Genomic DNA, 12,732 nt, shown 5'->3' with positions numbered 1-12,732 from the left:
ACCCAACCCAAATTTGTGTCATAGTGCAGAACAAGCAAAAATTTCAGGAGTGCGCCAAAGCAATGAAACGTCCGGACTACAGAACACTACAAGCACTGGATGCGGTTATTCGTGAACGAGGATTTGAGCGCGCGGCGCAAAAGCTGTGCATCACGCAATCCGCCGTTTCACAGCGCATTAAACAGCTTGAGAATATGTTCGGACAGCCGCTGCTGGTGCGTACCGTACCGCCTCGCCCTACTGAACAAGGGCAGAAACTCCTGGCGCTTTTACGCCAGGTTGAACTGCTGGAAGATGAGTGGCTGGGTGATGAGCAAACTGGCTCCACGCCGCTGCTGCTTTCGCTGGCGGTGAACGCCGACAGTCTGGCGACCTGGTTGCTTCCGGCGCTGGCCCCGGTACTGGCTAATTCGCCGATTCGCCTGAACCTGCAGGTTGAGGATGAAACGCGCACGCAGGAACGTCTGCGCCGTGGTGAAGTGGTCGGTGCGGTGAGTATTCAACATCAGGCGCTGCCAAGCTGTCTGGTGGATAAACTTGGTGCGCTGGATTACCTGTTTGTAGGTTCAAAAGCGTTCGCCGAGCGCTATTTCCCGAACGGCGTCACTCGCTCTGCCCTGCTGAAAGCCCCGGCGGTAGCGTTTGACCATCTTGATGATATGCATCAGGCGTTCCTGCAACAAAACTTCGATCTGCCGCCAGGCAGCGTGCCGTGCCATATCGTTAACTCATCAGAAGCCTTCGTCCAGTTGGCCCGTCAGGGCACGACCTGCTGTATGATCCCGCACTTACAGATAGAAAAAGAGCTGGAAAGCGGCGAGCTTATCGACTTGACGCCGGGCCTGTTCCAGCGTCGGATGTTGTACTGGCACCGCTTTGCGCCGGAAAGCCGCATGATGCGCAACGTTACCGACGCGCTGCTGGCTTACGGTCACAACGTACTGCGTCAGGATTAAACTGTTTGTAGCCTCTGAGTGCCGGATGGCGGCGTAACGCCTTATCCGGCCTATCCCCTCTTACCGCTTTTTCATGTTATTCCCGCCACGTCTTTGAAATACATCACAAAATAAAACATACCACGCGGCAAAAAACGACGCGCTGTTGGCTATTTTTTGCTGGCGACAAGCCAAATGAAAAAGCTCACCGTATCTCGTAAAGATTCAACTTATTGCGTAATACGGAGCAAAAAATGGCTAACGTGCAAGAGTGGCAAACACTTGCCAATAAAGAACTCAGTCGACGGGAAAAAACCGTTGAGTCGCTGGAAAGACAGACAGCGGAAGGGATTGTCATCAAGCCGCTGTACACCGAGGCTGACCTCGATAATCTGGAAGTCACGGGCACCCTGCCCGGCCTGCCGCCTTACGTGCGCGGCCCACGCGCCACCATGTATACCGCGCAGCCGTGGACCATCCGCCAGTATGCTGGTTTCTCTACCGCCAAAGAATCCAACGCCTTTTACCGCCGCAACCTCGCCGCCGGACAAAAAGGACTTTCCGTTGCCTTTGACCTTGCCACCCACCGCGGCTATGACTCTGACAACCCGCGCGTGGCGGGCGATGTCGGCAAAGCGGGCGTGGCGATCGATACCGTCGAAGATATGAAGGTGCTGTTTGATCAGATCCCGCTGGATAAGATGTCGGTGTCGATGACGATGAACGGCGCGGTGCTGCCGGTCCTGGCGTTTTATATCGTCGCGGCTGAGGAACAAGGCGTAACGCCGGAACAGCTCACCGGGACCATCCAGAACGATATTCTGAAAGAGTATCTGTGCCGCAACACCTACATTTATCCACCAAAACCTTCAATGCGCATCATCGCCGACATCATCGCCTGGTGCTCCGCCAATATGCCGCGCTATAACACCATCAGTATCAGCGGTTATCACATGGGGGAAGCCGGAGCGAACTGCGTCCAGCAGGTGGCGTTTACGCTGGCTGACGGCATTGAGTACATCAAAGCCGCACTGTCTGCCGGGCTGAAAATTGATGACTTCGCCCCGCGTCTGTCATTCTTCTTCGGTATCGGCATGGATCTGTTTATGAACGTCGCCATGCTGCGCGCGGCTCGCTATTTGTGGAGCGAGGCGGTCAGCGGTTTTGGCGCAACCAACCCGAAATCTCTCGCTCTGCGTACCCACTGCCAGACCTCCGGCTGGAGTCTGACCGAACAGGATCCCTACAACAACGTGATCCGCACAACCATTGAAGCGCTCGGCGCCACGCTTGGCGGCACCCAGTCTCTGCATACCAACGCCTTTGATGAAGCGCTCGGTCTGCCCACCGATTTCTCCGCCCGCATCGCGCGTAATACACAGATCATTATTCAGGAAGAGTCAGAGATCTGCCGCACCGTCGATCCGCTGGCCGGATCGTACTACGTGGAGTCATTGACCGATCAAATCGTGAAGCAGGCGCGCACGATCATTAAACAAATTGATGAAGCGGGCGGCATGGCGAAGGCGATTGAAGCTGGACTCCCCAAACGAATGATCGAAGAAGCTTCGGCGCGCGAGCAGTCGCTGATCGACCAGGGCAAACGCGTCATCGTTGGCGTGAACAAGTACAAGCTGGATAAAGAAGACGAAACGTCGGTACTGGAAATCGACAACGTGAAGGTGCGCAACGAACAGATTGCTTCACTACAGCATATCCGCGCCACTCGCGACAATGATGCCGTCAACGCCGCGCTGACGGCGCTGACCCACGCCGCGCAGCATAATGAAAATCTGCTGGCCGCCGCCGTTAACGCCGCCCGCGTTCGCGCCACGCTCGGTGAGATCTCCGACGCGCTGGAAGCCGCTTTTGACCGCTATCTGGTGCCCAGCCAGTGCGTCACCGGCGTGATTGCGCAAAGCTATCACCAGTCCGACAAATCCGCCAATGAGTTCGACGCCATTGTTGCGCAAACCGAACAGTTCCTCGCGGAAAATGGTCGCCGACCTCGGATCCTGATCGCCAAGATGGGCCAGGATGGTCACGATCGCGGCGCGAAAGTGATCGCCAGCGCCTACTCCGATCTCGGCTTCGACGTCGATCTCAGTCCGATGTTCTCCACGCCAGAAGAGATCGCCCGTCTGGCGGTAGAAAACGATGTACATGTCATAGGCGCATCGTCACTGGCTGCAGGGCATAAGACGTTGATCCCTGAACTTGTCACGGCGCTCAAAGGCTGGGGACGCGCAGATATCTGCGTGGTGGCAGGCGGTGTGATACCACCACAGGACTACGCCTTCCTGTACGAGCATGGCGTGGCAGCCATTTATGGCCCCGGCACGCCAATGCTCGACAGCGTCCGCGATGTATTGACCCGGATCAGTCAGCATCATGATTAACGCCGCCACGCTTGACGATGCCGTCCGACGCTTGCGGCGCGGTGAACGGGCCACGCTTGCCCAGGCGATGACGCTGGTTGAAAGCAGCCACCCGCGCCACCAGCCACTGAGTACGCAATTGCTGGACGCGATAATGCCGTTCACCGGTAACGCGCTGCGTCTGGGCATCACTGGCACGCCGGGCGCGGGCAAAAGCACCTTTCTGGAGGCGTTCGGTATGCTGTTGATCCGTCGGGGATTACGGGTGGCTGTGATTGCGGTCGATCCCAGTAGTCCCGTTAGCGGCGGCAGCATTCTTGGCGATAAAACCCGGATGACGGAACTGTCCCGCGCAGAATCGGCATTTATTCGCCCGGTGCCTTCCAGCGGTCATTTAGGCGGCGCCAGCCAGCGTGCTCGTGAATTAATGCTGTTGTGCGAAGCGGCGGGTTTTGACGTGGTGATTGTGGAAACCGTCGGCGTCGGGCAGTCAGAAACTGAAGTCGCCGGCATGGTGGATTGCTTTATCTCACTGCAAATTGCCGGCGGTGGCGACGATTTGCAGGGCATCAAAAAGGGCCTGATGGAGATGGCGGATCTGGTCGTCATCAACAAGGACGACGGTGATAACCGTAACCAGGTTGCCATCGCCCGCCATATGTACGAATCCGCCCTGCATATTCTGCGCCGCAAGTATGACGAGTGGCAACCGCAGGTTCTGGCCTGTAGCGCCCTGGAAAAACGTGGCATCGAGGAGATTTGGCAGGCGATAACTGACTTTAAAACGTGCCTTACCGTCAGCGGTCGACTGGAAAAAGTCCGCCAGCAGCAAGCGGTGGACTGGTTACACAAGCAGGCTGAAGAAGAAGCTTTGCATCTGCTGTTTACCCGGACTGATTTCGACCGTTATTTCCAGCAGACACTGCAGGCCGTCAAAAATAACGACCTTTCGCCGCGTACCGGTCTGCGTCACATCAGTGAATTTATCCAGCATCATTACTTTGAATAAAGAGAACATTATGTCTTATCAATACGTCAACGTAGTCATCATCCAGAAAGTCGCGGTCATTGAGTTCAATTACGCCCGCAAGCTCAATGCGCTGAGCAAAGTGTTTATCGACGATCTGATGCAGGCGCTGAGCGATCTTAATCGTGCGGAAATTCGCTGCATCATTTTGCGCGCCCCGAGCGGGGCCAAAGTGTTCTCTGCCGGGCATGATATTCATGAACTCCCCTCCGGACGTCGCGATCCGCTCTCTTATGACGATCCGCTGCGCCAGATCACCCGCATGATCCAGAAATATCCAAAACCGGTGATCTCCATGGTTGAGGGGAGCGTCTGGGGCGGCGCGTTTGAGATGATCATGAGTTCCGATCTCATCATCGCCGCTGAAACCTCTACCTTCTCGATGACACCGGTCAACCTCGGGGTACCGTATAACCTGGTCGGCATCCACAACCTGACCCGCGATGCTGGGTTCCACATCGTGAAAGAGCTGATCTTTACCGCCTCGCCGATTACCGCTCAGCGAGCGATGGCCGTTGGGATCCTCAACCATGTGGTTCCTGCCGACGAACTGGAGGATTTCACTCTGCAAATGGCGCACCACATCTCGGAGAAAGCGCCGCTGGCCATCGCCGTCATTAAAGAAGAACTGCGCGTGCTGGGCGAAGCGCACACCATGAACTCAGACGAATTTGAGCGTATTCAGGGCATGCGCCGCGCGGTGTACGACAGCGAGGATTATCAGGAAGGAATGAACGCGTTTATGGAAAAACGTAAACCCAATTTTGTCGGCCATTAATCACGCCTGAGGAAGGAGACGGCCATGAAACGGATGAGTGCCGAAGAAGCGGCAGAAATTATCCAGCACGACGATATGGTGGCATTCAGCGGCTTTACCCCTGCGGGTTCGCCAAAAGCATTACCTAACGCAATTGCTCAACTCGCCTGCGAACGGCATCAGGTCGGGCAACCTTTTCAAATCCGCCTGCTGACAGGAGCCTCAATTGGCGCTGCCGCTGATGATGCGCTATCCGCGGCGGATGCCGTTTCCTGGCGGGCACCTTATCAAACATCATCGGGCCTGCGCGAGAAAATTAATCAGGGCCAGGTGAGGTTTGTCGATCTCCATTTGAGCGAAGTGGCGCAAATGGTCAATTATGGCTTTTTTGGCGAGATCGATGTTGCCGTCATTGAAGCCTCCGCCATTGCGCCAGATGGTCGGATTTGGCTTTCCAGCGGCATCGGCAACGCGCCGACCTGGCTGCTGCGGGCGAAAAAGGTGATTATCGAACTGAATCATTACCATAACCCGCGCGTGGCGGAGTTTGCCGACATTGTGATACCCGGCGCACCGCCGCGGCGAAACAGCGTGCCGATTTTTCACACCATGGATCGCGTGGGCAGCCAGTGTGTGCAGATAGACCCGAAAAAAATTATCGCGGTCGTGGATACCGAACTGCCCGATGCCGGAAATGCCGCGGATAAGAGTAATCCGGTCAGTCAGCAAATTGCCGATAACGTGGTGACATTTCTGCTGGCGGAAATGGCGCACAAACGCATCCCAGCGGAATTCCTGCCCTTACAAAGCGGCGTGGGCAATATCAACAACGCGGTAATGGCGCGATTGGGCGAGAACCCGGATATTCCACCCTTTATGATGTATTCCGAGGTGTTGCAAGAATCTGTGGTGCATCTGCTGGAAACGGGCAAGATAACCGGCGCCAGCGCCTCCAGTTTGACCATTTCAGCCCCATCGCTGCAGAAGATTTATGACAACATGGACTTCTTCGCAAGCCGGATTGTGCTGCGCCCGCAGGAGATTTCCAATAACCCGGAAATCATTCGTCGGCTAGGCGTCATTGCGCTCAATGTCGGTCTGGAGTTTGACATCTACGGTCATGCCAATTCCACACACGTAGCAGGTGTGAACCTGATGAATGGCATTGGCGGCAGCGGCGATTTCGAGCGCAACGCCTACCTGTCGATCTTTATGGCGCCGTCGATTGCCAAAGGCGGGAAAATCTCCACCATCGTACCGATGTGCAGCCATGTCGATCACAGCGAACATAGCGTCAAAGTGATCGTCACCGAACAGGGGATTGCCGATCTGCGTGGGTTATCCCCGATGCAACGGGCGCACACGATTATCGATAACTGTGCGCATCCTCTGTATCGGGACTACCTGCACCGTTATCTGGAACGAGCGCCCGGCGGGCATATCCATCACGATCTCAGCCATGCGTTCGATCTGCATCGTAACCTGATCGAAACCGGATCGATGCTCGTTTAACTTGCCGTACCCTCACGATCTTCAGCAATATGCTGAAGCATCGTGGCGGTATAACGATGGTTTTTCAGCGAATAGAGAAATTCCTGCATATACATAGGGCTGCCGGGCGCATCAAAATATTTCAACGTCGAGGGGTTAACCAGCCGCCAGGCAAAATGGGGGATCACCGTCAAAAACTGCCCACGCTCCACCGCGCTAATCTTGGCCATAAAGCTGTACGGGCGGTAGATAATCGTCGGATGAATTCCGCAGGGCCGCATGTAAGCATCGAGCATCGCCTCAAAGTTGGCGCGATTCTGGAAGCGCATTTGCAGCCAGGGCAGCTCACGTAGCAGCTCATGCGGCTGTTTTTCTTCGTAGCGCCGGGAAACGAGAAACCCCAGACGCAGCGGAGACAACTCGCTAATCGCCAGATTTTCCAGTTCCTGCACGCGAGGGGAAACGTGCTGCGGTGAGATAATAAAATCCAGTTTCCGATCGAACAGGTTATCGATCACCCCATTCTCGCTGAATTCAATGGCCTGAGCCGTCACGCCATCGTACTTGTCGCCAAGGCTAATCAACTGGTCGAAAATAATCGTTGGATAGGTATTGTCGATGCCGATGACGATTTCTCGCGAGCGGCGAGAGGCGTTATGGATTTCGTTATCAATAGCAGAGAGACGCTGATAAACAGGGAACAGTTTCTGATAGAGCTCCTGCCCGGCTTTATTCAGGCTGATGTTGTTATCTTTGCGGGTAAACAGCGTATAGCCGATTTGATCTTCCAGTGCGGCAATGCTTTTACCGAAAGGCGATGCGGTCATATGGATTTTTTCTGCCGCTCTGGCGATGTTATTGGTTTGCGCCAGCAGAATGAAATTACGCATCTTTTTCGAGATAAAAATATCCATAGCGTCCCCTTAAAAATCGCTATGGCCTATCCTCATTACGGCGAAAAAAAAGACTGGATGTGAGATCTCATTTTTACAGTTGCTCACAGAAAAAACCCGGCTGGAAGGCCGGGTTTGAAAAGATTACTGGGTTTTGGCAGGTGTGGCTGCCGGCTGCCCCGCCGTCGGTTCAATCTGGAAGACCACATCAACCTGATCGTCAAACTGAATAACCGGCTGTTCGTAGGTTTCCTGAGCGGATGCCGCAGGCGCTGCATCTGCTTTCATCATCCGTACCATCGGGCTCGGCTGATAATTGGACACGTGGTAGCGCACGCTATAAACGGGTCCCAGTTTGCTGTTAAAGCCCGCCGCCAGCTGTTCAGCCTGATGAATTGCATCATCAATTGCCGCTTTACGCGCCTTATCTTTGTAGGCATCCGGTTGGGCGACGCCAAGCGATACCGAACGGATCTCATTCAGACCAGCCTTTAGCGCGCCATCAAGCAGAGCGTTGAGTTTGTCCAGCTGACGCAGCGTCACTTCAACGGTACGCACCGCACGATAACCTTTGAGGATGCTTTTGCCGTTCTGGTAATCGTAGTCCGGCTGCGTGCGCAGGTTGGCAGCGCTAATGTCTTTCTTCGCTATCTGATTCTGCTCAAGGAAGGACAGATATTGCGCCACGCGCTCATCGGCTTGCTTCTTCGCTGAAGCCGCATCCTTCGCAGCAACATTGACTTCAATCGCCAGGGTGGCGATATCAGGCGTTGCATCCACGCTTGCCGTTCCGGAAGTCACGATGTGCGGTCCGTTTGGCAACTCATTTGCCTGTACCGATAGTGCGCTGAATCCGACTAATGCCGCCAGGGCCATTATTTTGAACTTCACGGGCGTTCCTCCATGTTTCATTAATTACCCCGAAACTCAGGGCACATGCAGGCAAGCTTAGCCGATCTCGCTGCGTTGTCCATCAGACAACACTTAGTTGAACAGCGCATGAACATGCGTAACACCTTCTTTTGCCAGCTGAAAAGCGATAAACCACATCACTAATCCTACTAAGATATTGATGATACGCTGTGCTTTAGCAGTGCGCAGACGCGGTGCCAGCCAGGCCGCCAGCAATGCCAGACCAAAGAACCACAGGAACGAGGCGCTGACGGTACCCAGCGCAAACCAGCGCTTAGGTTCAACGTCCAGTTGGCCTCCGAGACTCCCCAACACCACAAAGGTATCCAGATAAACGTGTGGGTTAAGCCAGGTCACCGCCAGCATAGTGGCGATGATTTTCCAGCGCCCCTGCTTCATTACTTCAGCGCTGGCCAGTTCCAGATTACTGCTCATCGCCGTTTTTAACGCACCGAAACCGTACCAGAGTAGAAACGCCACTCCCCCCCAGGTGACCAGCGCCATCAGCCACGGTGACTGCATCAGCAAGGCGCTACCGCCAAAGATCCCCGCGCAAATCAGCACTAGATCGCTGATGGCACAGAGTAATGCAATCATGATGTGATACTGGCGACGAATGCCCTGGTTCATTACAAAGGCGTTTTGCGGACCAAGCGGTAGTATCATGGCCGCGCCAAGCGCAAGCCCTTGAAAATAATAAGATAACACGTTACTCATCCCGAACTATTTCTCTTAGGAGCAGACTATAGCGCGGGAGAATCATTAGCGGAAATTGATAATATTAATCGTAGATTAGAGAAATTAATGAGAGGATATTTTGCCGGATAGCAGCTAACGCCTTATCCGGCCTACAGTATAGAAATCTGACCAGGCCGGATAAGCGAAGCGCCATCCGGCACCGTGGTGCAGAAATAGATTACTCTGCCGCGTTCTCTTTCACACGCTTGAAGTTCACATCCATCTGCGGATACGGGAAGCTGATGCCGTTGGCGTCAAACTCGCGCTTAATACGCTCCAGTACGTCCCAATAGACGCTTTGCAGATCGCTGCTGTTGCTCCAGACGCGTACAACGAAATTAATCGAAGAAGCGCCCAGCTCATTCAGACGCACCGTCATTTCACGATCTTTAAGGATGCGCTCATCGGATTGGATGATATCGGTGAGGATTTTCTTCACCTGATCGATATCGGAATCGTAGGCCACGCCGATAATGAATTCGTTACGACGAACCGGTTCGCGAGAGAAGTTAATGATGTTCCCAGCAATGATTTTACCGTTTGGGATCACCACAATCTTACCGTCTACGGTACGCATGGTGGTAGAGAAAATCTGCACGTTAAGTACGGTTCCCGCTACGCCGCCGAGGTCTACATACTCACCCGCGCGGAACGGACGGAACATCACCAACAGCACGCCGGCGGCAAGGTTGGACAGCGAACCTTGCAGCGCCAGACCCACGGCTAAACCTGCGGCACCGAGAACGGCGATCACGGAGGCGGTTTGCACCCCAACGCGGCCCAGCGCGGCAATCAGCGTGAAAGCGATAATACCGTAGCGCACCAGTGCGGAGAGAAAATCGGCAACCGTTGCATCAATTTTCCGCGACACCATCAGACGGTTAACGGTGTTTGATACGATACGCGCCACAATCATACCGATGATAACAATGGCGATGGCCGCAACGATGTTGACGGCATAGCTCAACAGCAGTTCCTGATTGCGGACCAGCCAGGTGCCCGCCCCGTTTATGCTGTCGACAACATTCAAATCTTCCATTCACTATTCCTTTTTTGCTTACCCAAATGGGAAAAAATAAAGCCGCCCCGCCGGGACTGGCAATCTGACAAGAGTAAACAATAAACCTGATTTTTGCCAAACAGATCACAGAAATCTCTGCCAGCAGCCTGTTGAAATGGCAATAAAAAAGGCCCGCATTGGCGGGCCTCATGTCACGTAGAACGGCGTAAATTACAGAACGTCAACCGCGTTCAGTTCTTTGAAAGCCTGTTCCAGACGGGTGATCATGCTTGTCTGACCAGCACGCAGCCAAACGCGCGGATCGTAGTATTTCTTGTTCGGCTGATCTTCGCCTTTCGGGTTACCCAGCTGGCCCTGCAGGTAAGCTTCGTTTGCTTTGTAGTAGTTCAGAACACCTTCCCAGGTCGCCCATTGGGTATCGGTATCGATGTTCATTTTCACTACGCCGTAGCTTACGGAGTCTTTGATTTCCTGAGCAGTAGAACCGGAACCGCCGTGGAAGACGAAGTTCAGGCTGTTGTGCGGCAGGTTATGTTTCTTAGAAACATAGTCCTGAGAGTCGCGCAGGATGGTCGGGGTCAGAACCACGTTACCCGGCTTGTAAACGCCGTGTACGTTACCGAAGGAAGCGGCGATGGTGAAACGCGGGCTGATTTTGCTCAGCTCGGTGTACGCATAATCAACGTCTTCCGGCTGGGTGTACAGTGCGGAAGCGTCCATGTGGCTGTTGTCCACGCCGTCTTCTTCGCCACCGGTGCAACCCAGTTCGATTTCCAGGGTCATGCCCATTTTGGACATGCGCGCCAGGTATTTGGAGCAGATTTCGATGTTCTCTTCCAGAGACTCTTCAGACAGGTCGATCATGTGAGAAGAGAACAGCGGTTTGCCGGTTGCTGCGAAGTGTTTTTCACCCGCGTCCAGCAGACCGTCGATCCACGGCAGCAGTTTCTTCGCGCAGTGGTCAGTGTGCAGGATAACCGGAACACCGTAATGTTCAGCCATCTGGTGAACGTGATGCGCGCCAGAGATAGCACCCAGGATTGCAGCGCCCTGAGGCACGTCGGACTTCACGCCTTTACCCGCGATGAAAGAAGCACCACCGTTGGAGAACTGTACGATTACCGGCGCTTTAACTTTTGCAGCGGTTTCCAGTACGGCGTTGATGGAGTCGGTACCAACGCAGTTAACAGCTGGCAGAGCAAAGTTGTTTTCTTTAGCTACCTGGAAAACTTTCTGTACGTCATCACCAGTGATTACGCCTGGTTTTACGAAATCAAAAATTTTAGACATGTTGCGAGTCCTGTATCTTCGGCCTTGGAAAGGGCGCGCGCTCTAAAGCGCGCTAATAATTGGGCAGGTTTCCCTGCCCATTAAATGCTTACTTTTTAGCGCGCTCTTCGAGCATCGCTACTGCTGGCAATACTTTACCTTCCACGAATTCGAGGAATGCGCCGCCGCCAGTGGAGATGTAGGAGATTTTGTCAGCAATGCCGAACAGGTCGATTGCTGCCAGGGTATCGCCGCCGCCCGCGATGGAGAACGCTTCGCTGTCTGCGATAGCGTTAGCAACGATTTCAGTACCTTTACGGAAGTTCGGGAATTCGAACACGCCAACCGGGCCGTTCCACAGAATGGTTTTCGCATTCTTCAGGATTTCAGCCAGCTGCTGTGCAGAAGCGTCGCCGATATCCAGGATCTGCTCGTCTTCTTTCACGTCGCTAACGGATTTCAGCGTCGCCGGCGCAGTTTCAGAGAACTCAGTCGCTACGCGAACGTCGGTCGGAACCGGGATGTCGCAAGTGGTCAGCAGACGCTTAGCTTCGTCAACCAGGTCGGCTTCGTACAGGGATTTACCGACGTTGTGGCCTTGAGCGGCAACGAAGGTGTTCGCGATGCCGCCGCCAACGATCAGCTGGTCAGCGATTTTAGACAGGGAGTCCAGAACGGTCAGTTTGGTAGAAACTTTAGAACCACCAACGATAGCAACCATCGGACGAGCCGGTTCTTTCAGCGCTTTGCCCAGCGCGTCCAGCTCAGCAGCCAGCAGCGGACCCGCGCAAGCTACATCAGCGAATTTACCGATACCGTGGGTAGAAGCCTGCGCACGGTGAGCCGTACCGAAAGCATCCATGACGAATACGTCGCACAGCGCCGCATATTTTTTGGACAGAGCTTCGTCGTCTTTCTTCTCGCCTTTGTTGAAGCGAACGTTTTCCAGGACCACCAGCTCACCGGCAGCGACTTCAACGCCGTCCAGATAATCTTTTACCAGGCGAACCGGAGCAGACAGTTTGTCTTTCAGGTAGTTAACAACCGGCAGCAGAGAGAATTCTTCGTTGTACTCGCCTTCGGTAGGACGACCCAGGTGGGAAGTTACCATCACTTTAGCACCCTGCTTCAGGGCCAGTTCGATGGTCGGCAGGGAAGCACGGATACGCGCGTCGCTGGTTACTTTCCCTTCTTTAACTGGTACGTTCAGGTCGGCACGGATAAAAACGCGTTTACCAGCCAGATCCAGATCGGTCATCTTAATTACAGACATGGTGAATCCTCTCGTTGATACTTAAAGTTTTGTCGACG

The 12,732-nt window shown here is 54.2% G+C and carries 11 protein-coding genes; 5 read left to right on the top strand and 6 right to left on the bottom strand.

The features are described from left to right. The first annotated feature begins 62 nt into the window (after positions 1 to 62). The 5 genes from argP to scpC all read left to right on the top strand — a co-directional run bounded on the left by argP (position 63) and on the right by scpC (position 6,609). Positions 63 to 956, top strand: a complete 894-nt coding sequence (argP, locus tag OGV69_RS23800) for a DNA-binding transcriptional regulator ArgP (protein ID WP_032940465.1) — start codon at positions 63 to 65, stop codon at positions 954 to 956. A 233-nt stretch (positions 957 to 1,189) separates the two neighbouring features. Then, positions 1,190 to 3,334 (top strand): methylmalonyl-CoA mutase, encoded by a 2,145-nt coding sequence (gene scpA, locus OGV69_RS23795; protein ID WP_069324812.1) that lies wholly within the window; start codon positions 1,190 to 1,192, stop codon positions 3,332 to 3,334. Further along, positions 3,327 to 4,322, top strand: coding sequence for a methylmalonyl Co-A mutase-associated GTPase MeaB (gene meaB / locus OGV69_RS23790; RefSeq protein ID WP_038633531.1), 996 nt, complete (start codon positions 3,327 to 3,329; stop codon positions 4,320 to 4,322). The genes scpA and meaB overlap by 8 nt, the downstream gene beginning before the upstream one ends. A 10-nt stretch (positions 4,323 to 4,332) precedes the next feature. Then, positions 4,333 to 5,118: a methylmalonyl-CoA decarboxylase gene (scpB, locus tag OGV69_RS23785; RefSeq protein ID WP_069324811.1), complete on the top strand. Its 786-nt coding sequence runs from the start codon at positions 4,333 to 4,335 to the stop codon at positions 5,116 to 5,118. Between the two features lie 6 nt (positions 5,119 to 5,124). Further along, positions 5,125 to 6,609, top strand: coding sequence for a succinyl-CoA:acetate CoA-transferase ScpC (scpC, locus tag OGV69_RS23780; protein WP_486858261.1), 1,485 nt, complete (start codon positions 5,125 to 5,127; stop codon positions 6,607 to 6,609). Here scpC and srsR read toward each other — a convergent pair. From srsR to pgk, 6 genes are all read right to left on the bottom strand, one after another. Next, a complete protein-coding gene (gene srsR / locus OGV69_RS23775; protein WP_038633537.1) occupies positions 6,606 to 7,502 on the bottom strand; it encodes a LysR family transcriptional regulator SrsR in 897 nt (298 codons plus the stop codon). The genes scpC and srsR overlap by 4 nt on opposite strands. Before the next feature lie 123 nt (positions 7,503 to 7,625). After that, positions 7,626 to 8,372: an oxidative stress defense protein gene (locus OGV69_RS23770; RefSeq protein ID WP_003027002.1), complete on the bottom strand. Its 747-nt coding sequence runs from the start codon at positions 8,370 to 8,372 to the stop codon at positions 7,626 to 7,628. Between the two features lie 93 nt (positions 8,373 to 8,465). Beyond that, a complete protein-coding gene (gene argO / locus OGV69_RS23765) occupies positions 8,466 to 9,101 on the bottom strand; it encodes an arginine exporter ArgO (protein WP_038642859.1) in 636 nt (211 codons plus the stop codon). Positions 9,102 to 9,309: 208 nt separating this feature from the next. Continuing rightward, complete coding sequence (locus tag OGV69_RS23760) at positions 9,310 to 10,170, bottom strand: small-conductance mechanosensitive channel MscS (protein ID WP_038633539.1); 861 nt, start codon at positions 10,168 to 10,170, stop codon at positions 9,310 to 9,312. A 192-nt stretch (positions 10,171 to 10,362) separates the two neighbouring features. After that, on the bottom strand, positions 10,363 to 11,442 hold the full coding sequence (gene fbaA, locus OGV69_RS23755; RefSeq protein WP_038633542.1) for a class II fructose-bisphosphate aldolase: 1,080 nt from the start codon (positions 11,440 to 11,442) through the stop codon (positions 10,363 to 10,365). An 88-nt stretch (positions 11,443 to 11,530) separates the two neighbouring features. Further along, a complete protein-coding gene (gene pgk / locus OGV69_RS23750; RefSeq protein ID WP_006686863.1) occupies positions 11,531 to 12,694 on the bottom strand; it encodes a phosphoglycerate kinase in 1,164 nt (387 codons plus the stop codon). Between the last annotated feature and the right edge of the window lie 38 nt (positions 12,695 to 12,732).

Source organism: Citrobacter sp. Cc139 (assembly GCF_030334645.1).
Lineage (GTDB): Bacteria > Pseudomonadota > Gammaproteobacteria > Enterobacterales > Enterobacteriaceae > Citrobacter > Citrobacter werkmanii.
Note: the sequence above shows the minus strand (reverse complement) of the source record. Positions and strands in the feature narration are given on the sequence as shown.

Excerpts from the sequence above, each read along its gene's own strand:
- argP (WP_032940465.1), top strand. The coding sequence starts at position 63 with ATGAAACGTCCGGACTACAGAACACTACAAGCACTGGATGCGGTTATT.
- scpA (WP_069324812.1), top strand. The coding sequence starts at position 1,190 with ATGGCTAACGTGCAAGAGTGGCAAACACTTGCCAATAAAGAACTCAGT.
- meaB (WP_038633531.1), top strand. The coding sequence starts at position 3,327 with ATGATTAACGCCGCCACGCTTGACGATGCCGTCCGACGCTTGCGGCGC.
- scpB (WP_069324811.1), top strand. The coding sequence starts at position 4,333 with ATGTCTTATCAATACGTCAACGTAGTCATCATCCAGAAAGTCGCGGTC.
- srsR (WP_038633537.1), bottom strand. The coding sequence starts at position 7,502 with ATGGATATTTTTATCTCGAAAAAGATGCGTAATTTCATTCTGCTGGCG.
- OGV69_RS23760 (WP_038633539.1), bottom strand. The coding sequence starts at position 10,170 with ATGGAAGATTTGAATGTTGTCGACAGCATAAACGGGGCGGGCACCTGG.
- fbaA (WP_038633542.1), bottom strand. The coding sequence starts at position 11,442 with ATGTCTAAAATTTTTGATTTCGTAAAACCAGGCGTAATCACTGGTGAT.
- pgk (WP_006686863.1), bottom strand. The coding sequence starts at position 12,694 with ATGTCTGTAATTAAGATGACCGATCTGGATCTGGCTGGTAAACGCGTT.